Here is a 22,060-nt window from a genome sequence, read left to right on the forward strand (position 1 = left end):
CAATCCCATCATTAATTTTGGCTCAAATAATCGCCACCCGCAGTATAGCCGTTTCCGTTTTTCATGGAAACCGATTTTCCGTTTCCACTCAAAAAGACATTTTTCCGGAGAAATTGTGAGCCAAATCCAAATAATTAGTCTTATAAGAATAAGTTCTTGATGAGCGTCACAGTTCCGTTTTCTCCAAATGGAAACCGGTTTCCGTATGATATCAAATCAACCGCACACTACGTTTTTACCTTTAAGGATGGTTAAAGATGTTCAGGATTATGTTGTGTTGTTCCGCAGGGATGTCCACGAGTCTGCTGGTTGGCAAAATGGTCGAGGCGGCGAAAGCGCGGGAGTTGCCCGTGCAGATTGACGCATATGGTGTTTCCGAATTTGACATTCAGTTTCCAAATTACCAGGTGGTGCTGCTCGGTCCCCAAGTAAGATACATGCTTAATACGCTCTCAGAGAAGGCTGCCACCCAGGGCATCCCCGTACAAGCCATCGATATGCTGGATTACGGAATGCAACGCGGTGACAAAGTGCTGGATTATGCCCTGTCGCTGATTGAAGCGACACACTAGAAGGTGTTGTCATTATGAGTTCGTTATATCAGTCAATGGTTGCTGTCATAGAACAATCCATCACACCACTTGCCGGTAAACTGGGCCAGCAGAAGTACGTGATTGCGATTCGTGACGGGTTTACCGCGGCGTTGCCGTTTATGATCATCGGTTCCTTTATGCTGGTGTTTATCTTCCCGCCGTTTTCTGCCGAAACCACCAACAGCTTTGCCCGTGGCTGGCTCGATTTCTCCGCCACGTATCGTGAACAGTTGATGCTGCCGTTTAACCTCAGCATGGGCGTTATGACGTTCTTCATCTCCACAGGCATCGGCGCCAGTCTGGGCCGCCAGTTTAATCTCGATCCGATAATGTCCGGCCTGCTGGCGTTTATGGCCTTTTTACTGGTCGCCGCCCCGTATGCCGACGGTAAAATTTCCACCCAGTATCTCTCCGGCCAGGGAATTTTCACCGCGCTGATCGCCGCGATTTATTCCACCCGCGTCTATGCCTGGCTGAAGCAGCACAACGTGACCATCCGCCTGCCGAAAGAGGTGCCGACCGGCGTCGCCCGCTCGTTTGAGATCCTGATTCCGGTCCTGGTGGTTATCGCCACCCTGCATCCGCTGAATCTGTTTATCGAAGCGCAAACTGGCATGATCATTCCGCAGGCGATTATGCATTTGCTGGAGCCGCTGGTATCGGCGTCAGATTCACTGCCCGCTATTTTACTTTCCGTCCTGCTGTGCCAGATTTTCTGGTTTGCCGGAATCCACGGCGCGCTGATTGTCACCGGCATCATGAACCCGTTCTGGATGGCTAACCTCTCCGCCAACCAGGCCGCGCTGGCGGCGGGCGCCGCGCTGCCGCACGTCTATTTACAAGGATTCTGGGATCACTACCTGCTGATCGGCGGCGTAGGTTCCACCCTGCCGCTGGCCTTCCTGCTGCTGCGCAGCCGTGTGACGCACCTGCGCACAATCGGAAAAATGGGAATTGTGCCTAGTTTCTTTAATATTAATGAGCCTATCCTGTTCGGTGCGCCGATCATCATGAATCCAATGCTGTTTATCCCGTTCGTTTTCGTACCGATGATCAACGCCGTACTGGCTTATACCGCCACCCGTCTGGGCTGGCTGTCGCAGGTGGTGTCGCTGACGCCATGGACCACACCCGCGCCGATTGGCGCATCGTGGGCGGCGAACTGGACCTTCAGTCCGGTGGTGATGTGTCTTATCTGTATGGTGATGTCGGCGCTGATTTACCTTCCGTTCCTGCGCGCTTATGAACGCTCGCTGCTGAAAACAGAGGAGCAAAAAGCGCAGGATGCCGTCTCCGTGGCGAATACAGCCCGTAGCAACTCATAATGAATCAAGGAGTCAGAACAATGAGATACCGTTTTCCTGAAAACTTCTGGTGGGGCAGCGCCTGCTCAGCGCTGCAAACCGAAGGGGATAGCCTGAACGGCGGCAAAAGCCAGACCACATGGGATGTGTGGTTCGATCGCCAGCCAGGCCGTTTCCATCAGGGGGTTGGCCCGGCGAAGACATCAACCTTTTATCAGCACTGGAAGCAGGACATCGCGCTGCTTAAGCAGTTAAACCATAACAGTTTTCGCACGTCGATTAGCTGGACGCGTCTGATCCCGGACAGCACCGGCGAAGTGAATCCTGAAGCGGTGGCCTTTTATAACAACGTTATCGACGAACTGCTGGCGCAGGACATCACGCCGTTTATTACCCTGTTCCACTTCGATATGCCGATGGTAATGCAGGAAAAAGGCGGCTGGGAAAACCGCGAAGTGGTGGAGGCGTTTGGCCGCTACGCGCAAACCTGTTTCGAGCTGTTCGGCAACCGGGTGAAGCACTGGTTCACCTTTAACGAGCCGATTGTTCCGGTGGAAGGCGGCTATCTGTATGACTTCCATTATCCGAATATCGTGGACTTCAAACGCGCCGCCACCGTGGCGTACCACACCGTGCTGGCCCATTCGGTCGCGGTTCGTGCGTATCGCGCCGGAAATTATGCAGGTGAGATCGGCATCGTGCTCAATCTGACGCCGTCTTACCCGCGTTCGCAAAACCCGGCGGATATGCAGGCCGCGCACCATGCGGATCTGCTGTTTAACCGCAGCTTCCTCGACCCGGTGCTGAAAGGCGAATACCCGGCGGATCTGGTGGCGCTGCTGAAAGAGTACGATCAGCTTCCGGCCTGCCAGCCGGACGATGCACAGCTGATCGCCGACGGTAAAATCGATCTGTTGGGGATCAACTACTACCAGCCGCGCCGCGTGAAGTGCCGTGACAGCGCCGTCAATCCTAACGCGCCGTTTATGCCGGAGTGGTTATTTGATTATTACGAAATGCCGGGGCGTAAAATGAACCCCTATCGCGGCTGGGAAATTTATGAGCCGGGTATTTACGATATTATTACTAACCTGCGGGATAATTACGGTAACCCACGCTGCTTTATTTCTGAAAACGGCATGGGGGTGGAGAATGAGCAACGCTTTATTCAGGACGGGCAAATTAACGACAGCTACCGTATTGAATTTGTCAGTGAACATCTTAAATGGCTGCATAAGGGAATTAGCGAAGGCTGCAACTGCCTCGGCTACCATATGTGGACATTTATTGATAACTGGTCATGGCTGAATGCCTATAAAAACCGCTACGGTTTTGTGCAGTTAGATTTAGACACGCAAAAACGAACGGTGAAAAAGAGCGGCGAGTGGTTTGCGAAAACTGCCGCCAGTAATGGATTCGATTAATAAGAGACTATTATGATTGCATTAGAAGAAGCGGTAATGGAAATCATCGTCAACGCCGGGCAGTCCCGTAGCCTGTGCTTCGAGGCGCTGCACGCCGCACGCGCCGGCAATTTTGACGAGGCAAAAAGCCTGCTTCGTGAGGCTGACGGCTATGCGCGTCAGGCTCATCACATGCAAACCAAATTGATCGAACAGGATGCCGGGGAAGCCCGGCAACCGATGACGTTAATTATGGTGCATGCGCAGGATCATTTAATGACCTCGCTGTTAGCCCGCGAGCTGTCAGAAGAAATTATTCATCTGTATCAACGCTAATTTCAGAAAATTAAAACCGGAGACGCCATTACGAATAAATAAATACCTTCTGTACCTTGACCTATAAATAACAGATCAACTTGTTTTGGTGATAGCAAATAAACCGAGACGGGATGGTTATTATCTTAAAATAAATTAATACACATCTGTTCGGAATGCATAAAGCAAACTGAAGGATAAAGTGTAAATGAGATAACCATGAACATTAAAAAACTTCCAGTAACGCTGGCGGTCGTGGCCGCGCTTTGCCCGATATCTGTGCTCGCACAGGAGTTTACTCAGGAACAGATCGACGCCATTGTCGCCAAAGCCGTCGATAAAGCGCTGGCGGAACGTCAGGCGAAAATGGACGCGGCGGCGGCGAAAAAAACCGATGTCATTAACGAACCGCAAAGCGCCGCCCAGTCGCCGGATATGGCGATCCCGTTCGGCGTGAAGTTCAGCGGCTATGCGCGCTACGGCGCACACTTCCAGAGCGGCGATCAGAAATACGTTGGCGTTGACGGCTCCTATAACGGCGCTTCGGCGATTGGTCGTCTGGGCAACGAAAGTAACGGCGGTGAATTCCAGCTATCCAAAGCCTTCAAAAGCGATAACGGCGCTATCTGGGACATCAACGTCATGATCGACCACTGGGGCGACGAGGTGAACCTCAAAAAGGCCTATGCCGGGGTGACTAACGTGCTGGCCTCCAATCCAAACGCTTATATCTGGGCAGGTCGCGACTTCCATCAACGTCCGCAGCAGGGTATCAACGACTACTTCTGGATGAACCACGACGGCCAGGGCGCCGGGGTGAAGAACTTTGACATTGGCGGCGTGCAGTTTGACCTGGCCGCCGTGGCAGCGGTGGAATCGTGCAGCCCGGAAGTGATGGAGGATGAAGCCAACCCGTCGCGCATCACCTGTACCGGCGGCTCCGGAACCGGCGATAAGGGCAACTACGCCATCACCTCCAAAGTTCACGGCATGAAGCTCGGTCCGCTGGATCTGGAAATTTACGCCAACTACGGTTTCGACTCGAAAGCCGTCGACAGCGACGAGCGCCTGAAAGCCTGGCAGGGGGCGTTTGTGGTAAGCCACACCAACGACAGCGGCGTAAATAAAGTGATTGCCCGCTATTCCGATAACTCAGACAACAGCGTCTATAACAAAACCGACGATCTGACCACGGTATACGCCAGCTTCGAAGGCAGCCATAAATTCACCCAGCAGGCGCAGGTGGAATATTTGCTGGCGTTTCATGATTACGACAACAGCGTCGATCGGAGCGAGAACCGCAAGAACTACGGCGCGATCGTGCGTCCAATGTACTTCTGGAACGACGTCCACTCCACCTGGCTGGAAGCAGGCTATCAGCGCGTCGACTATGATACCGGCGGCGATAACAAAGGCTGGAAGCTGACGCTGTCGCAGAATATGTCGATCGCGATGGGGCCGGAGTTCCGTCCAATGCTGCGCTTCTACGTCACCGGCGGCAAAGTCGACAACGACCATACCGCGCGCGTCAACGGTACGAATGACGAAACCCTGGACGATTTCAATATCGGCGCAATGTGGGAAGCGTGGTTCTGACAGAAGAAAGGTGCGTGTTGCCGGATGGCGGCGTTAACGTTTTACCCAAGCCCCAGGCCCGATAAGCGAAGCGCCATCGGGCAATAAGGACTGTGATTACTGCATACCCTTTATGCGAACTTTCGCTGCCACCAGAAGCGCCGTCAGCAGCATCAGACTGCCGGAGAGCATCAGGGGCGACAGCAGGCCGAGGTTATCGAGCGCATAACCTCCCACCGCTGCCCCGCAGGTATTGGCAAGCTGGATCACGGCGACCTGCACGGATCCCGCTTTTTCTGCCTGATCGGCAAGCGAGCGGGTGATCCACGTCGACCAGCCCACCGGCACCAGCGCAAACGCCAGTCCCCAGACAATCGCAATGCCTGCCGCCACGACTTTATCACCGCCCCACAACGTCAGCACCAGCGCACTCACCGCCAGCACCAGCGGCGCTCCGGCGAGCGCGAGCTTAACCGAACGTTTAAGGATAAAAGACGACAGCGAGGTGCCGACAAAGCTGGCAATACCAAAGCTCAGCAGCACCAGCGTCAGACCATCGACATCAAATCCCGCCAGGTTCATATACACCGGGCGGATATAGGTGAAGAAGGCAAACTGCCCGGCGAAAGACATAAAGATAGCGATCATCCCCGCCATCACGCCGGGGCGATTAAGCAGGCTGAACATATTTTGCTTGTGGCGCGATGACTCGCCGGGCAGCGACGGCAGCGATTTCACAATCCAGATAGTGCACAGCACGCCCATCACCGCCGCGGCGTTAAAGACGTTGCGCCAGCCGATGAGCCCGCCTAAAAAACTGCCCAGCGGCGCGGCAATCACCAGCGCGACAGAAACCGCGCCAAAAATGACCGACAGCGCTTTCGGCACCGTACGCGGCGGCACCAGACGCATCGTCAGCGACGCCGACATCGCCCAGAACCCGCCGAGCGCCAGCCCGAGACAGGCGCGCCCGAGCAGCAGCAGGGTGAACGAATTAGCAAAGGATACCAGCAGGCAGGAAAGCGTCAGAAGCACAGAAAACAGAATCACCACGTAGCGGCGATCGGTCGCCTGAATAATTTGGGTGATGAACAGGCTGGCGAACATCGCGACAAACGCCGTAACGGTTACCGACTGCCCGGCCACACCTTCGGTAATACCCAGATCCTGGGCCATTGGCGTCAGCAGACTAACCGGCAAAAACTCAACGGTAATCAGGCAAGCGACACAGAACGCCACGGCAAATACCGCCGACCAGTTAGGACGAGCAACACCCTCAGCGCGGGCTTTTTCTTCGATACATTCACTCATTATTTGCTACCTGCGTGGTGTTTTTGTGGAAAAGTCACGCAGTGTAACATTTTATTTGTGACTAACTTAACGTTTTGGCAACTATTATCCGTCAGAAGCGATGAACGATGCGGGACTTACCCGGCTGGCCGGATAAGGCGTTTCGCCGCCATCCGGCGCTCAGGCGCAGTCGCCGTTCAGTGCAGCCAGCGAACGGACCCTTCTGGCTGAAACAGCGCGTTGTAGCGCAGCTGAAAAGCGTTAATCTCCGGCATATCCGGCTCCATCTCTCGCAGGTAGCCGATCGCCAGGCGCACCTGTGCGTCGGTAATCGGCGTCGCCAGCCGGGCCTTCTGCAACAAACGATGCCAGCGGCTCAGATTTTCCTCACTGCCGTCCACCACGACAATTTGCCAGATCAGTAAAATCTGCGCGGCGTTTTGCAGATGCGACTCGTCGGGACGGTGCAGATACTGCAAAAACGCCTCGCCCTGCGCTTTTCCCATCTGATCGATCATCGATTCCACCGGTACAACATCAATACCCAGACGTTCGCTTAAACGCAGATATAAAAGAAAAAAGCACCGAAGTCAGTGCTCATATTTATTGTACCCATAACGCCAAGGTGAACGTATCCTATAAAGGACAGAGAGTCTTGACTGATAGCAAAAATTGTATGCGTACAGATAAAGAAAATGACCTTGTTTTTTGCATTTCGGCGGATTCTCAACCAGTCGACTTAACGGGTGAAACAGCGCAACATACTAATTCATCAGACGCAACAGTTAAAATAAACGCGAAGGCTATAGTCAGAAGCACTAATGTCATTGGTGATCATCATGCCGCACTTCAGATTAGAGTGTCTCCTGAGTAACAATAATAATTGTTCATTTCTCGCTGTTATGTATATTTTTTGAAGTTTTCGGATCTGAAGAAAAAATGACAAGAATTATTGCCTTGAAAGCAAAAAAAGAAAGATTCTGTGTAGAATTATGCATTATATCAATCACATAAAAATCAACAGTGCTAATTTATACTAAAAAAACATCCGATTAAGATAACTGTAGTCCCAATCATCTCCACAGTTTATGCCACGCTGTATCCTGAGCCTACTGAGATTACGATGAAAATGTATAATATTGTCATACTCATGCCTCCGCTCTGGCGGAGGTCTTTTTTCGTTACCCCTTTCGCCGGCCCCGCTGCCGGTAGTACCGTGCCCGCCTCTGCGCAAACCGCCGCCATCTTGCACAGGGCGCCATTACTGCCACCCGTAGCCACGCGGCAGCGACCGTCCTGAAATGCCCCTTTCAGCTCTGTCCGTACCGCCAGACTGCCGACATGCTGGTACAGTAGTACGGTTCCCCGGCGGGAATATCCCCTCCCCCTGTCCATTCCTCTAACCTCCCTTCACCTGAAAAACATCCTGTGGCAGAATACTTCTTTCCCTCTCGGGTTGGGAAAGCGTTTATTGTTTGCAGCAACGCTTCTTGCTAATGGCCTTCTCCCGTGATGCCGAAGGCCCTTTTTTTACTTCCCTTCCAGCACAGCCATCAGCTCCGCCTTCTTTCGGTTCTGCTGGTGAATTTTCTCCAGTTTATTCACGGCATATGCCTCTTCTTCCGCTGTGATATGAGCCGTCACATAGCCGTCAGGACTGTACCGGCAGGCACCAGCCTTCATGGCGTTCAGGTAACCCTCTGAGCGCGTGATGGCCTTCAGAGCCCGGATTATCTCTTGTGCGACAGCGGTATTCCGCGCGCTTCCATATCCTCATACAGCATTTCCCGGATACAGCAGGCCAGTAACCGTGACACATTGCCCTCAAACAATTCCGGCCAATAGGGTTTCAGTGTACTGACAGCCTCCTCCACTGACTGAAGCCGCAAGTAGATGGGCAGTTCCTTTCTGGCCCGGGCCCGTTTTTCTGCCCGCTCCGCTTCCCAGGCTGCCCTGTCATCCAGCTGCTGTTTCTTCACCTTCCACTTTGGGGGCGTGGTGACGTTAATGATAGTTTAACGGCTGCGGGCGGGTATTTCCCCTTCCGTTTCAGTGTCAGTACCGGTCGTTTCTGCTCTGTCATGCTGTACCCTGCCCCTGCCAAATCCATCTATTACGGCCAAAGATACCACACACGTTACAGGGCCAGAATGCCCAGCACTGTCAGATGCAGAATGTAAAACACCGGGAAAAATCCCCGGGCCATGACCGGGGCAGGGTTCTGGCCGTCAGGGAAATCAGCCATACCGTCACGCCCGTGACCAACAGCCCCGACAGCGCCATCGGCTCCGTCAGGTCCTCCGCCCGGTACAGCCGTTAGCTGACCGCCAGTAGCAGCAGCCCCGGAATGCCATAACTGGTCTGAGACAGGGGCTGTCATGCCTCAACCAGTATCACAGCTACCAGGGAGCGAAGCGCGAGCGGGTTTCACACCACCTGAGCACCTGGGCCGCCACGGCAAAGGCAAACAGGATATTGCTCTGATACCACGGTAAACCGGCCACGTAATACGCGAACTGGGCAATCACCGCCCAGCCCCACAACCGGTTAACGGCGGACTGTCGGATATATTCATGGCGGGACAGATTCAGCCTCCATACGAGGGCAAACAGCGGAAACGCGCCCCGCCCGGCCAGAAATATCCAGTCCTGCTTAAGCTGGAATATCAGATTGATGTGGTCCAGTACCATCAGCACCACTGCCACGCTTTTGATGACATCCCGCTGACAGGGTGACCAGAGCAGCAGACGGTTCAGTCACTTCCGGCCCCTCATGGAAGTTCCGGCCGTATTGTTCATGTTCTCCATTCTTTTGTTCCTTGCTACATACTCATACATAGCTAAGCTATAGTTATGAACAATTTTTTTTGTACATATTGTACTTGCAATATGACTCTGATCTATCGAGTGACAAAATCTTATCTGCAATGCATAGTGCCTCGCCCTTATGGCTTATGATAATTTTTGTGCATGGAAGGGTAGCAATGTAGTCAATAACTTGCATTTCAGATTCACGGTCAAGATTACTCGTTGCTTCATCAAGGATTAGCAAAGCTGGTTTTCTGTATATAGCCCTGGCAAGTAATATACGCTGAATCTGACCAACGGACAAAAATGCATTAATATCAGTTACTTGGGAATAATAACCCATAGGTAAGCTATTTATTACGTCATGTATTCCCAGCCCTTTTGTAATGTGAACAACATCATCAAGAGGAACTGTATTATCAAAGGCAATATTATAAAGCAGAGAACCACTAAGGAGTGTATCTCCCTGTAAAACTGTACCAGTGATTTTTCTGAAAGATTGAATAGTATGTTTCGTAATATTCATATTATTACAGATAATACGTCCTCCGGATGGCGGTAACAGGCCAAGAATTATTTTTACCAGAGTACTTTTACCACAGCCCGATTTACCGGAAACTAATAATGTTTCACCAGGTTCCAGCTTAAATGATACACTGGATAAAATTTCAGATGTGGCAGAATAAGTAAAAGAGAGGTTACTTAATTCCAGAGAAACTCCATTCACAGATTTGAAAAAAGACGATTGTGTAAGAAACTCAGTCTCCGGGCTGGCTGTTATGACTTCATTGATGCGTTCAATGTGAGCTCCGGACATATAACCCTGCATCATGAAATCAATGATTTTCATTGAGCGACGGCAAAATTGTTCAGAGTATGAAATAAAAGCAACCAACATACCAATACTAAAATTTCCCGACATAACCTGAGCACCTCCAAAATACAAAATGGAAACATTTTTCAAAGAGGACAAAAATAAATTCGCTCCGGTAAAAACGATCTGAATATAACCTACTTTAGCTTGATTATTTACCACATCCACAAGGCTCTGAGTAAAGTTTCCTCTGACGCCCCTACATTCAGAATACAATTTTAAAAGTTGATGGTTCTTAACACTTTCAATAACAGCACCCTGCTGCCTCGCTCTTGATTTGAGCGTGCTCACATTACAATATTTATAAACTTTATACGAAAAAAGTTTAGTGAGAACATAAAGAAATAGCATAATTACCACTATTAATGTTAAAGACCTATCATAAATCATCAACATAATAAATGATGCTGATACCATGATAGAGTCCAGTACGGTAGCAAGTAACTGAGTCGTTGTAGTGTTTTTTATAATATCAACCGAATCAAATCTTGATATTAGGTCCCCAAGCGTTCTTGAGTTAAAAAAGGAGACAGGTAATTCCATTAATTTATTGTAAAAGCTGAGAGGAAGTTGATATCCGAGCTGAGCGGTCATCCATATCAGGATACCGTCCTTGGCAGAACTTACGACTAACTGTATCAGACTGAGCAGGAAGTAACCTGATGTCGCGACAATCAGTAGATGCATATCACTATTTACAATAACATCATCTATGATTAGTTGTGTCACCTGTGGTAAACAAATATTAATAAACTCGATGATAAATAATAATATCAGTATAAAATAAACAGGTGACTGACACTGCCTGAGCAATGAGAAGAAAAATTTCAAATTTTTAGAGACTGTATAACTCTTGTCTCTACCGGGAAGCAGATATGTTGATGAAGAATCCGTAATGACAAGACCGGGAACGGACTCAACAACAATACCTGTAAAATGATCAAAGAATTTTACATGACCAAGTTTAAGCAAGCCTTTTTCTGGATCATGAATGATAAATTTACCTTTTTTTATTTTTTTCAAAACAACAAAATGGTCACAATTCCAGTGAAGTATACATGGCAATATCACTTTCCCTAGCTCATCATTATCAACAGATAATACTCTCACATTCATTCCTGCAAAAGAAAGAATGTCATAGACATCATTCAGGTTCATTCCCTTTTTATATTGAGGATAAATACTCTTCAGTTCCGTCAGATTTAATGGAATGCCATGAAAATTAGCAACCATAGCGATACATGAAAGAGCGCAATCTGTTCTTTCCGTCTGAAATATAAGTGGCAGATGTCTTTTTTTAAAAAAAATATTCTGTTCGAGCATATTATATATCTACATTCTTATCTCTGAAAAAAGGGAATATCCATTTAATGATTGATGCTTTTCTGGTAGGTATTTCAACTTTAAGACTCATACCTGGAATAACAGTAATCTTTTCCTTTCGCTCAGTAATTTTAATTACAACCCTGAAACAGGAATTTTCAAGTTTGAGTCCAAAGTTTGTATAGATATCTTCAGGCTGAAGTGGGACCCTGGATATATCAATGATAATACCATATTCAACCCCAAAACGCTGATAGGGATAAGAATCATATTTCAGCGCCACTCGCGTACCTTTTTTTATTTCACCAATGAGCTCCGGTGATATAAAGGATACAATCTGGTTTACACTGCCTTGTGGGATAACTGTCAGTATAGTATCACCTGCGTTAACAAAACGACCTGTTCTTTCTACAATTTCTGCAATTTTACCCGCAACAGGTGCACGGAGGACAGACTCTGTATCTGAAGCAATACCATACATTTTCATTAATGACTGGAGACTCTCTTTCTTATCTTCATTCTGAATATTTTTGATTCTGTCAATGGTATCATCCAATTCCTTTTTGAGAGTTATAATTTGTCCTTCTCTGGATAAAATTTCATTATTAAGCGATTGCCGCTGCATTTTTTTATCAACTAACTGCATCTCAGCATTGTTTTTCTCAATATCTGAAACATACTTCTTTTTATAAGCATCTTGGATTCTATTAAATGTTACTTGCTGAGAATGTATCGCTGCATCGAGTAATCTGATTTGACTCGTCATAATCGCAATACTGTTTCTGGTTTGAGCAATCTGCTCCTCTGTTAATTTTTTTTTGGCATCCAGAGTTTTTATATTAGCCTGTGTTTCACTGCTACTAATCCCTCTTAATTTTGAAAGCATCTCACGATAATTTTCTTCGTTATTTCTGAAATAATGAGTTGATGAAGATGCATCGATTGCAAGCAATTTTTCGCCAGTATTAATATAATCACCACCATTTATATAAAGTGCTGATAAAGTGCCTGACTGTTTACTTTTAATATTGACAATACCTTTATCAGGATAAACAATTCCGTTAACATCCCTTTTTTGCGTGTATTCTGCAAAAGACATAAACAGAAGGACACAAATAAAAATAAAAAGTGAGCATATAATAATAACACGCTGAGAATACGTGGTGGTTACAATCACGTCACCAAAATCAGAGCGATAATTTTTCTCAATAAATTTTTGCATGATTTTTAAGAGGGGGAATCCCCCTCTATCATATTATCCAACGACAAATTTATTTTGTTCTACAGAAAAATGATAAGCGCCTTCTCTTGTGCTGTTCTGTATAGATTCAAGAGCATTCTGCGCTACTGATGCGTCAGAAGAATGCACATCCTGGATGTCTTTATTCATGCCCTGTTCAATGAACTGTTTTACATCAGGATCTTTAATTTCATCAGCAGAAAACGCCCCTTCAGCTGGCGTACCGCCCAGAGCTTCAAAATGATTTGATACGGGATTAAAATAAACCCGCCCATCATTCTGTAAATTATGAATAGCATCTTCACGCATATTATCCGTGATTTGATCGCTACCGGTGTGCGTCTGCATCTCATGCATGTAAGTATTCGCAATATTGACATCCAGACTCAATAATTGTGGGTCTGTTGTGTATTTTGGTGTGGATTTCTCCGGAGGCTCAAACAATCCCAGCGCATCAGCCAGCTGAACCCCCCCTTCTGCTCCATGGGCAAAATCTTCACCGAACTCTCCAAGTCCACGTAATGCTGGCGCAATGTTTATACCGCAGCCATATATTTTTTTACAATCCTCTCTGTTTAGCTCTTTCATTCTCTCACCTTTACTTAAGTTATGTCACACCACTTATGAAACTACGAATTTATAATCATTTTTCAAGGAATATTTTTTTTCTGATTATAAATGGATGTTTCTCATTGTAAAAACACAAAAATAAGATAATTTAATATATATTAAAATAGCACTAATGAGTATCCATAACCTTACTTTACAGAGTACGAACAAAACTTTAAAAAATCATATAACCCACTATAAGTTGCAGGCTGATAATTTCATGGCAGCCCGTGGATTATTACGTATTTTATTATTCGTCACCTTAGTGGTTTGTCTTCCTGCATCAGTCTCCGCCCAAGGTTTTCTCTTTCTTCAGCTCACGGACCATATCCCGCTCCCGCTGTGGTTCACGCAGAACACTCTCCGGCAACGTAGCTTGCTGGTCCTTCAATGGTCGGGGACTTTCACCCCTTGATCTCTACCTGTCTCCCAGTACTAACTGTATATATACATAGGCATATTAAGGAGTATGCCATGTTAATTTTCGTCACCTCAGCAACGGAACCAGCTTTGTTCACTGCACCTCTGTTTACAGAACATTGTCTTGCTGGATTTCCGTCGCCTGCTGCTGATTACACAGAAGAAGAACTGGACCTGAACGCCTGGTGTATCCGACGTCCCAGCGCGACATATTTTGTTCGCGCGATCGGCGACTCAATGAGGAATAAGGGGTTGCATTCCGGCGATCTACTGGTTAAACCGCAGCAAGGGGATATCGTTATCGCAGAAACAGACGGCGAATTTACAGTTAAACGTCTGCAGCTTAAGCCCCGTGTCGCTCTGTTGCCGATGAACCCAGCCAATGATGTTGTTCATCGGCTATTTTTCACGTAGCGCACGCACTGATTATGGATACAGTTATTCTGGACTAAAGCCATCACAATAAATCGCAGCGCGCGTATCCTTTGTTGTCTTATCCCGCATTATTGCGCTGAGGGATCCCCACTAAATCAGCGCTAATAAACCAGCACCATATTCCTGTAAGTTCTGGCGAGGTGGTTAAGAACGGTGCTCAGCACCGTTCGCCTTAAAATCAGCGGAGAGTGTCGTAAGATATTCTCCGCTAACGTCAGATACGAGATTACCCGCCGCGATTTAATACTGTTGGCCTGGTATCTCAGGTGTAATCCTTTATGTTCAGCATGATAGCCAATAAGCCACAGCGCTATTGTACTCAGCGTTGCCAGCAGACTCAGCACCAGCATTCTTCCCGCTGAACGGCTGTAACTCGCCCGTAGCCCGAACCCGAAGCGTTCGCTTTTCTCATCCCGGAAGTTCTGCTCTATCTGCATACGACGACTATATAACTTCATGATTTCACGTGGCTTAAAATCGTCTGAGCTGCTGAAGATAAGCCACGGGTCTTTTGCTGAAGAACGCCCGTCCTGAGCCTGAGATTTCCGTTTTATACGGCACCTTGAGTGCCGGTGTTTCCGGCCTTTCGGTTCTTTCCTGTGCAGATAAAAATGACCATCACACCGGGCATATTCGGCCTGCGCAGGTGTACCCGACCCCAGATATTTCGGTTTGCTGCTGGCCTGTAATTCCTGACGCCTGAACCAGCACTCCCCTTTGCTGTTCAGCCGCATCTGGATATTCCCCCTGACGCGACCAATAAAATCCCGGCCGAGTGACCTGATATGCCGGAACCATGCGTTCTGGAAGCCCGCATTAGTAATGATTATGACTCTGGCCTTCGGGTTTACCGCCCCGGCAAGGGCATCCAGGAAGTCTTTTTATATCTGCGAGTTCTGTTGTTTTTCTGACGGGACTATCCAGCTTAGCAGGGGAAGTGAGCGTCCGTCACAGAGCAGGATGGCGCGGAGAACATGGTATTCCTGAGACGGATAACCACTCCAGTCAACAGCAATAACACACAGCGATAATTTTTGCGTCAGCATGGTAATAATGCCTTTGAAAATCAGAGGAATATCAGAATGGAGTGATTCATTACCCAGCAGGCGATCAACGCGTTTGATTTTATTTTTGACCTGAGCAGTGCCGGGTAAATAACGTCCGATACTGGTCAGCGTCAGTGATGCACCGTTGATTAAAGCAAGGGTGGCATCCAGTAAAGCATTTTGTCGGTATTTGTGAAACGGAGCTAAGGTATCGCGGAAGAAATTCTGACATACTTGATAAGCAGGCATAGAGGTGATCTCATTGAATTGGTTGCACAATCAGTAGATCACAAAACTCTGTGCCTGTCTTTTTTCACCCGCCCATTACTGGGGATTCCTCAGCGCATTATTGCGGGTAAAACCAAATACGTAAAAGATCCTTTTTTAGCTGCGGGTCACGCTGAAGCCAATAATGACGCGGGCTAAGGGCTGTTTGACGGTTTTTGGGAGAAATGGGGTAATGCCAGAACAGGCCTGCAAGAATAGGAAGGGGGGCGTTATGTGAATTCTGACAGGTACAGCCCTCCCGCCCTGTAACAAAGTAATTTTTCACACAGCACAATTTGGGGACCGCCTTCCGGTGAAGGTTGACAGCATCCAGATACTATAGCTGTGTTATAGAATATATATCAGGTGATTAAAATTAATGCTCTAATGAGAGAAAACTATCTTTATATTCTATTAAGATAGCTTCTTAATTTGAAAATATAATTATGCGCAGCCAGTTGCATAAAAATTTTATAGACCTGAATTTAATTACAGGAAGAACGCCTGTTAGTGACGTTCTTCCCGGGTTGTAGTCAATATTTATAATATAATATTAAAGATAATTATTATGCCGACATGGCATTTGCCATAATAATATATCTTTTTACGTCATTCTGAAGTTTTTTAATGTTAATATCCTGACTGATATTTTTCTCGAAAAATATGTCTGCTAGCTGATTTGCCAACATATCTGCAGCCTTATTCTTCACACCTCTGTCCATGCCCTCACAAAGAGAGGCTGTTTTTTTACCAAAAGAGCCATTTCCGGTTATGATATGATTTATAGAACTTTGTGCTGAGCGGGCATCTAATTTGATGCCAAAATCCTTAGATATCATAGCAAAAACTCTTTGTCGAACCCTTCCAGTAACGTTTGTGTTATTTTCAGCGCAATACTTATCAATTCCAATATTGACTAATCGTGATGGATAAATTACTTTTTCATCTTTTTTCCATGCTAAAAGATCTTTAGTGCTCTGCCGGGAAACCGTACTCAGAATCTGTTTATTCATATGATCAGTAGAGAAACTGACACTTCTGCCCCCCATTGTGCATTTCAGAACCTCTTCAGTTCTTCCCCAGCAGGACGACTTCCTAGAAAAATTGATCCCCAAAGAACTGAAAGAGCTTCCTGATATATTCGCTGGCATAGTAATTCCTTTATTTGTCTGTATTTACAATATAGCAAGCTTATGGTTATGTTAGCGGAAAAAAATCATTACGTAAAGGATGATGTAATGAATTTTATTTCCCTAATGCGTTTATTGCATTTATTATTGTTTATTTTTTGTTAGTAATTTAAAAGGAAAACATATGCCTATTATGTTAAATTTCTCAAATGGAAGAATATTGCCAGAAAGTGAAGTGGAGGCGTTACGTAATGTAGCAAGAAGCAATCAGAGTGATGTGCTTCTTGTGGGAAGCCGTAGTCTGCGGCTTCATCATATTTCATTTATGGACGGATTTAGTGTGGAGCCCATTCCGGGCAGTTTTCTGGATCGCATTGGGGAGCGGAGGCATCGTCGACTCGCTGAAAGCCTGGAGAGACAGCTTAACGGAGGGAGTTCTTTTCTGCAGGCATTCAGTCAATATATAGAGCAAACCAGTTCAGCTCCGCCTTTGCAGGAAAGTGTCAGAAATGAAGTTCAGAGTAGAGTTAACTCTTATGCATTTTCCGTTAATCCAGGAGACTTTCCCTGCAGTGTGCTGCATCTGAGTTGTCCGATAACGCTATGTGTCCCAGAAACAGGTGTTTTTGTCAAAAATGCACGGTGCTCAAAAGTCTGTTCTTTATATGATATAAGTGCCCTGACTGAAATGCTCCGGCGCAATGCTTCACATCCACTCAGCCGTGAAGCTTTTACACCGGGAATGATTGTCCACAAAGAAGAATGCAATTTTAATACGACAGAACAACACTTCTGCATATTACCCAGGTCGGATACGCGTCTTTGAGTGATTTCGATACGTTAATGGTGTGGGCTGAGCCCACGCCCGTAGACAAATCTTTGGTCACGTGCTGTTATCGGCTGGTCGATGTCGTCACGGATAACGGCACAGCTTGCCTGCGATGCGCTACAGATGGCGCTGTGGCGGCGTAAGCGACCACAAAATGTCATCGTCGCGGAGGCCTGTATTGTTCAGCGGATTATCAGGCTTTGCTGAAGCGGTATAATCTGCGCGGGAGCATGAGTGCAAAGGGCTGTTGCTACGATAATGCCTGTGCGGAAAGCTTCTTCCACTCATTGAAAGTCGAATGCATCCACGGTGAACGCTTTATCAGTCGGGAAATAATACGGACGACGGTATTTAATTATATTGAATGCGATTACAATCGCTGGCATCGTCACAGTAGCTGTGGCGGGGTCAGTCCACCTCGCTTAGGGCTGTGTCCACATTACGTGGGTAGTAGCATCTCCCTGCAATCAGAAGAAAAAAATCTGCGCTATGCGCATCACAGGGAAAATGATGAGATAGAAGAACGTTAGTGATGTACGCATGATGCCCATGCTGAGTTCAGTAATGAATAAACTGAACTCGTCACGAGTCCTAAAACTCGATCATTTAGCCCCCTCCGCACATGGGGATTCATCATACAGAAGTATTTTTAATAAACATCCCACAAAAAAATCAAGATTACTCTACTGATTTTCGAGTTACCCCAAACGAAATCACAATAGTTGATATCCGCAATCTATGCGACGATGGTGAAAATACCAGGCTAAATTATGACCATGTGCGCGGCAAGCCCCGCCGTTCAGGACGGGAAAGGATAGCGCGGACGATGTAGCCGTCCTCAGGGTTAATGGGGTATTTGCTTGCACCTCGAAGTCAGTGCAGATCCTGTCAAATATCATGCACAATAGTTGATGGCGTCGCCATCGAATACTCTGCGGCGACACTTCGTCACAAAGACCAAATAGACATGCATCTTAAAAACACAGTGCCTTCCGTGTCTAATATAGACAAAACCAGTATAACCCTTTATATAATTAATGATGGAATATTATCCTCTCTGACGCAATTTATGCAAGAGAACCAGTGGAGAGTTCAACTGACGCCTTACGGAGATAAAACAGCAGCACTCATCAGACATAATTACTCAGGCCAGCATGTACTGGCCTGTCGTTATTGCCCGGAGACAACACAAAAACCTCTGAGCACAAATCATATTACTCAGCATTTTTCGGAACGTTGATTTTTCTTCAGCGTTATTATATGCTGCTTTCGAATATTTTACTTATGTATTCATTATGTGCTTTTATTGGGTTTCGGTTTTGATTAAACTGCAATTCCAAAGCAGCAACTCTACCCTCGCCCCCCCCACTGCGTCCCAATAAACGACCCAATAACCCACGATTGCCGATAGACTGGACACAGAATCCATCCAGGGATTTAACATGAGAAACGGAATAACAACATCCACCAACCTTTATATGTGCACATCCTGTCGTAATGGCTCTTGACTGAACAGTCTGTATAAACGCCGGGCTCAGGCTCATAGCACGACCACCAAATAAATTAACAAGAGACATATCAGCTCACTCCTCTTAAAAACTAAACATCCTTGGATATATGATGATACCTCATGGTCATGTTATAAACAATAGCGTAGCGTATAATCAACAGAACCAGAGCAATAAAAATCCAATAAAGACTATTTATTTTAAAATACACCCTCTCCCCCCCTTTACCACTCATCTCATTTGAGAGCAAAAAAAACATAAAAATATCATTTGAATTGCAATTGAATGTTTTTTAGGTTCTCTGAGCCTCCTGAACAATAGCATCATAAACCTTATCGCGGAACTTATTCATATCAATACTATTAACATTTCTCTCAAAGAAAATATCAGCAAGACTGCTTAAAGCTGTACGGACACACTGATTCCTGACTTCCACATCTGCTGAGCCGAAAAGTGTATCCATTTTTTTCTGAAAATACAGGCTATTTAAAATCATGTGATGAGTGGATGTCTGAGCACATCTTACATCCAGCGAGAAACCGCAATGAAAACTTGCGCGCTGGAAAACACGTTCCCGGACACATCCAGGTATGGTTGTCTGGTTATTTTTAGCAAAAATATCCAGTTGTTTATTGACGTCCCGAGAAACAAAGCAAATACATTCTTCCCTCATCCACTCATTCATTTTTCCTTCGTTTTTCAGGTTGATACACTGCATTAACTCGCTTTCCAGTCTGAGATAAGAGAATGAGATTTTCCTCGTTCCTAAAAAGAAACCATCTATCACCGTTTTTTGTCCGGAAGAGTGAGGCTGCTTTGCGATGCTAAACCCAAAACCACTGGAGCTTATTGTTCCCGGCATACTATGTATCCTCCCTGCATGAACTGGTATATTGTCTGCTATAGATTTATCCGGTTTTAATTGATACCTTTATCTCCTTTTATTTTATATTACAACACCTCACAAAAAGAAATACATCAATCTTTTTTAAGTTTTTCATTAGTTATTTTTAATGATTAAAATAGTTTCTTTTTTAATTTTATATCATATATTACACAGACTGTATTTTTGGGCAGAAATGTCCTCTACCGCTCACCACAATGATCTACACTCAACCAGCCATAGAATATCCAGACGGGCAAAGCGCTCCGGGCAGGTCTGGTTACAACAACTTCCATTGGGCAACGATTAAGGCCTGTTATCAGTTTCTGATCTCTCTGCATTGTATGTAAGCACTTATTGCGGAACCGTGCAAGAAGTCAGTGCTCTTAATGATAAGTATACCGTGTTTTGCTTTTTGTTCGTCCTGTAGTATTTCCATGATGCTCAGGAACTACCCTTTAATATCGCTGCTGACCATAAGATTCAACTGTGGATAACATGAAAGGCAATATAAATCCCCGTTATATTAATCGGAAACCTATGAATACATCATTCTACGAAAATAATGTCTGTCTTCTTCTTGAAAATGAGATATAATGTCCCTGTGATTTAATTTTTTTCATCATATTCACATATATTGTCAGTATATTCTCAGAGGGAGCATCAGAATTTTTTATTATGAACGGTATAAGTGGAAGTGTTTTTATCTGGTATCCAAAGAATGAAAATGTAGGGCATTGCTCATTACAGATAGGTAATGGCAATTCTCCTGAACACTATGTCAGTTGGTGGCCAGATGGTACAGCAAAGTTTTTTGGACGAAATAATGTTTTGAACAGTTCTTTCATTCATAATAATGAGATTATGAAGGCTCCCTACATCCTTATACCTAAAGAATATGATCTTCAGCTTGAAAACGGGCAGCCTCATGTTACCTATCATCTGCATTCAGATTGCTTTGATCTGGTAAAAATGCAGGATGCATGGATGCAGATAAAAACAAAAAGCAATCCTCATTATCGTATGATCGGGAAAAACTGTGCGGATATTGTCGGCAGAGTACTTACTGAAGGTGCCTCTGGCTCCTGTCGACGTTATGTATCCCAAAATGCAAGGCCTGGATTCTTGACGACACCAAGAGATATTGCAGTCATGCTCAATCAACTGACAAAAGAGGGGGACGTGGAGAAAATTGTATCACCGTCATGCCCAAAGCGACGCCATAGCTTTATGTATGTGTGCCTGAAAATGCGTTAATACTGATTATATATCTGACCATATTGCAGCAAATACATATGTAAAAAATATTGTTCAATATTTATTATAATAGCAGACATCGGCACAATCCCTGTGGCGGTATCTGCCCGAAAAATCGTCAGGATTTATTTGAGTTATTAATCTCGGTCTCTATAATTTTGCACATCCACTGAGCTTCTGAGGCAGAAATTTTTAGGGATGGCTGTCGTTCTCCGGCACCAGGCGGCTTTATATCATAAAAGCTGGTCCTTCTGTTTATGACCATTATACCATCCAAATTACATGTGCTTGAAATCAGAGTGCAATTTTTAGGTATTGGTTTATCAATTACAGGCCCGGATATTTCTGGTCGATGTGTAGAAGCACGTGAAAATATATTTCTTATTGACAATGGCATCGATTTCCTCCTGGTTGTATTACATACAGCGTACACCGTTATCCGGCGTGCCAGACAAGTCCAGACTGTATTTTAACAACCAGCAGAGTAATGCCGTCAATCCTGGTATAGTGAAAATGTGATCCTGTTAATGCAATACAATTAATCAAACAGAGCATTCCCGCCCCGGAACGGCATTAACGCATCAAACGAATATCCGTCCGGGTAATGCACAGAAGGAGTGTCCTGCTGCATCATGGATGACAACAGGAAAACGTCCTCACATAAAGAACTTTTTTTAAGCAGTTTATATTTTTGTCCTTAAAGTTTAATATTAATCACTTTCATTTATGCCTGTATCGTGCTTGCAGTCCTGATATAATCAGGTATGTTCTCCCGTACTTTTTTAATATCCACCTTAGTAGAAAATATGAGATTCATAAAAATGGCCAGCCAGTTTGTTTGCTATATTTCGGTGACATGATTTTTTGTATCTCTGCTTGCCCCCTCACAAAGAATATCCACTTTCTAACCAAAAGTGCCATTTCCAATTATTATATGATTAACTGATCTTTG

Annotated in this window: 15 protein-coding genes and 7 pseudogenes; 9 read left to right on the plus strand and 13 right to left on the minus strand. The window is 45.7% G+C overall.

Annotated elements, in window-relative coordinates:
* Positions 1-257: 257 nt before the first annotated feature.
* The 5 genes from K7R23_RS05895 (at position 258) to K7R23_RS05915 (ending at position 5,211) form a co-directional block, all read left to right on the plus strand.
* On the plus strand, positions 258-572 hold the full coding sequence (locus tag K7R23_RS05895; RefSeq protein ID WP_012908066.1) for a PTS sugar transporter subunit IIB: 315 nt from the start codon (positions 258-260) through the stop codon (positions 570-572).
* Positions 573-586: 14 nt separating this feature from the next.
* Positions 587-1,918: a PTS cellobiose transporter subunit IIC gene (locus K7R23_RS05900; protein ID WP_012908065.1), complete on the plus strand. Its 1,332-nt coding sequence runs from the start codon at positions 587-589 to the stop codon at positions 1,916-1,918.
* A 20-nt stretch (positions 1,919-1,938) separates the two neighbouring features.
* Complete coding sequence (locus K7R23_RS05905) at positions 1,939-3,321, plus strand: glycoside hydrolase family 1 protein (RefSeq protein ID WP_012908064.1); 1,383 nt, start codon at positions 1,939-1,941, stop codon at positions 3,319-3,321.
* A gap of 12 nt (positions 3,322-3,333) precedes the next feature.
* Positions 3,334-3,636, plus strand: a complete 303-nt coding sequence (locus K7R23_RS05910; protein ID WP_012908063.1) for a PTS lactose/cellobiose transporter subunit IIA — start codon at positions 3,334-3,336, stop codon at positions 3,634-3,636.
* 198 nt (positions 3,637-3,834) lie between these two features.
* A complete protein-coding gene (locus K7R23_RS05915; RefSeq protein ID WP_012908062.1) occupies positions 3,835-5,211 on the plus strand; it encodes a carbohydrate porin in 1,377 nt (458 codons plus the stop codon).
* A gap of 96 nt (positions 5,212-5,307) precedes the next feature.
* Here the strand turns inward: K7R23_RS05915 and nepI are convergent, their stop codons facing one another.
* From nepI to K7R23_RS25920, 8 genes and pseudogenes are all read right to left on the minus strand, one after another.
* Positions 5,308-6,501 carry a purine ribonucleoside efflux pump NepI gene (gene nepI / locus K7R23_RS05920; RefSeq protein WP_012908061.1) on the minus strand — a complete coding sequence of 398 codons (1,194 nt, stop codon included), beginning with the start codon at positions 6,499-6,501 and terminating at the stop codon, positions 5,308-5,310.
* Positions 6,502-6,677: 176 nt separating this feature from the next.
* A pseudogene (locus K7R23_RS05925) lies at positions 6,678-7,043 on the minus strand (DUF1198 family protein); the annotation flags it as partial.
* A 967-nt stretch (positions 7,044-8,010) separates the two neighbouring features.
* Positions 8,011-8,563 (minus strand): annotated as a pseudogene (locus K7R23_RS05930) (fertility inhibition protein FinO).
* Positions 8,564-8,617: 54 nt separating this feature from the next.
* Positions 8,618-9,236: pseudogene (traX, locus tag K7R23_RS05935) on the minus strand (type-F conjugative transfer system pilin acetylase TraX).
* 94 nt (positions 9,237-9,330) lie between these two features.
* A complete protein-coding gene (locus K7R23_RS05940; protein WP_012908057.1) occupies positions 9,331-11,484 on the minus strand; it encodes a peptidase domain-containing ABC transporter in 2,154 nt (717 codons plus the stop codon).
* Position 11,485: 1 nt separating this feature from the next.
* Complete coding sequence (locus K7R23_RS05945; RefSeq protein ID WP_012908056.1) at positions 11,486-12,706, minus strand: HlyD family secretion protein; 1,221 nt, start codon at positions 12,704-12,706, stop codon at positions 11,486-11,488.
* A 33-nt stretch (positions 12,707-12,739) separates the two neighbouring features.
* On the minus strand, positions 12,740-13,312 hold the full coding sequence (locus K7R23_RS05950; protein ID WP_012908055.1) for a hypothetical protein: 573 nt from the start codon (positions 13,310-13,312) through the stop codon (positions 12,740-12,742).
* 304 nt (positions 13,313-13,616) lie between these two features.
* Positions 13,617-13,718: pseudogene (locus K7R23_RS25920) on the minus strand (protein traI); the annotation flags it as partial.
* 89 nt (positions 13,719-13,807) lie between these two features.
* Here K7R23_RS25920 and K7R23_RS05955 point away from each other — a divergent pair.
* A complete protein-coding gene (locus K7R23_RS05955; RefSeq protein ID WP_012908053.1) occupies positions 13,808-14,167 on the plus strand; it encodes a S24 family peptidase in 360 nt (119 codons plus the stop codon).
* A gap of 122 nt (positions 14,168-14,289) precedes the next feature.
* On the opposite strand, the pseudogene K7R23_RS05960 reads toward K7R23_RS05955, so the two are convergent.
* A pseudogene (locus tag K7R23_RS05960) lies at positions 14,290-15,483 on the minus strand (IS4 family transposase).
* A gap of 584 nt (positions 15,484-16,067) precedes the next feature.
* Positions 16,068-16,514 (minus strand): type III secrection system effector, WxxxE family, encoded by a 447-nt coding sequence (locus K7R23_RS05965; RefSeq protein ID WP_232796112.1) that lies wholly within the window; start codon positions 16,512-16,514, stop codon positions 16,068-16,070.
* Positions 16,515-16,815: 301 nt separating this feature from the next.
* Between K7R23_RS05965 and nleG8 the strand changes: the two genes are divergently transcribed.
* Positions 16,816-17,457, plus strand: a complete 642-nt coding sequence (gene nleG8 / locus K7R23_RS05970) for an E3 ubiquitin-protein ligase NleG8 (protein ID WP_012908051.1) — start codon at positions 16,816-16,818, stop codon at positions 17,455-17,457.
* A gap of 48 nt (positions 17,458-17,505) precedes the next feature.
* A pseudogene (locus K7R23_RS05975) lies at positions 17,506-17,876 on the plus strand (IS3 family transposase); the annotation flags it as partial.
* Between the two features lie 444 nt (positions 17,877-18,320).
* Here K7R23_RS05975 and K7R23_RS05980 read toward each other — a convergent pair.
* The 3 genes and pseudogenes from K7R23_RS05980 to K7R23_RS05990 form a co-directional block, all read right to left on the minus strand.
* A pseudogene (locus K7R23_RS05980) lies at positions 18,321-18,433 on the minus strand (IS200/IS605 family transposase); the annotation flags it as partial.
* Between the two features lie 283 nt (positions 18,434-18,716).
* Positions 18,717-19,037: a hypothetical protein gene (locus K7R23_RS05985; RefSeq protein ID WP_012908048.1), complete on the minus strand. Its 321-nt coding sequence runs from the start codon at positions 19,035-19,037 to the stop codon at positions 18,717-18,719.
* A 223-nt stretch (positions 19,038-19,260) separates the two neighbouring features.
* On the minus strand, positions 19,261-19,830 hold the full coding sequence (locus K7R23_RS05990) for a type III secrection system effector, WxxxE family (protein WP_012908046.1): 570 nt from the start codon (positions 19,828-19,830) through the stop codon (positions 19,261-19,263).
* A gap of 699 nt (positions 19,831-20,529) precedes the next feature.
* Here K7R23_RS05990 and K7R23_RS05995 point away from each other — a divergent pair.
* The gene (locus tag K7R23_RS05995) at positions 20,530-21,108 is read left to right on the plus strand and encodes a hypothetical protein (RefSeq protein ID WP_012908044.1); all 579 of its coding nucleotides are present in this window, start codon (positions 20,530-20,532) and stop codon (positions 21,106-21,108) included.
* Positions 21,109-22,060 lie beyond the last annotated feature (952 nt).

The sequence above is a fragment of the Citrobacter rodentium NBRC 105723 = DSM 16636 genome (assembly GCF_021278985.1).
GTDB classification, from domain to species: Bacteria; Pseudomonadota; Gammaproteobacteria; order Enterobacterales; family Enterobacteriaceae; genus Citrobacter_A; species Citrobacter_A rodentium.

Coding starts and splice junctions, on each gene's coding strand:
- K7R23_RS05905 (WP_012908064.1), top strand. CDS start 1,939: ATGAGATACCGTTTTCCTGAAAACTTCTGGTGGGGCAGCGCCTGCTCA.
- K7R23_RS05895 (WP_012908066.1), top strand. CDS start 258: ATGTTCAGGATTATGTTGTGTTGTTCCGCAGGGATGTCCACGAGTCTG.
- nleG8 (WP_012908051.1), top strand. CDS start 16,816: ATGCCTATTATGTTAAATTTCTCAAATGGAAGAATATTGCCAGAAAGT.
- K7R23_RS05910 (WP_012908063.1), top strand. CDS start 3,334: ATGATTGCATTAGAAGAAGCGGTAATGGAAATCATCGTCAACGCCGGG.
- K7R23_RS05955 (WP_012908053.1), top strand. CDS start 13,808: ATGTTAATTTTCGTCACCTCAGCAACGGAACCAGCTTTGTTCACTGCA.
- K7R23_RS05945 (WP_012908056.1), bottom strand. CDS start 12,706: ATGCAAAAATTTATTGAGAAAAATTATCGCTCTGATTTTGGTGACGTG.
- K7R23_RS05940 (WP_012908057.1), bottom strand. CDS start 11,484: ATGCTCGAACAGAATATTTTTTTTAAAAAAAGACATCTGCCACTTATA.
- K7R23_RS05915 (WP_012908062.1), top strand. CDS start 3,835: ATGAACATTAAAAAACTTCCAGTAACGCTGGCGGTCGTGGCCGCGCTT.
- K7R23_RS05995 (WP_012908044.1), top strand. CDS start 20,530: ATGAACGGTATAAGTGGAAGTGTTTTTATCTGGTATCCAAAGAATGAA.
- K7R23_RS05900 (WP_012908065.1), top strand. CDS start 587: ATGAGTTCGTTATATCAGTCAATGGTTGCTGTCATAGAACAATCCATC.
- nepI (WP_012908061.1), bottom strand. CDS start 6,501: ATGAGTGAATGTATCGAAGAAAAAGCCCGCGCTGAGGGTGTTGCTCGT.
- K7R23_RS05990 (WP_012908046.1), bottom strand. CDS start 19,830: ATGCCGGGAACAATAAGCTCCAGTGGTTTTGGGTTTAGCATCGCAAAG.
- K7R23_RS05965 (WP_232796112.1), bottom strand. CDS start 16,514: ATGAATAAACAGATTCTGAGTACGGTTTCCCGGCAGAGCACTAAAGAT.
- K7R23_RS05950 (WP_012908055.1), bottom strand. CDS start 13,312: ATGAAAGAGCTAAACAGAGAGGATTGTAAAAAAATATATGGCTGCGGT.
- K7R23_RS05985 (WP_012908048.1), bottom strand. CDS start 19,037: ATGTCTCTTGTTAATTTATTTGGTGGTCGTGCTATGAGCCTGAGCCCG.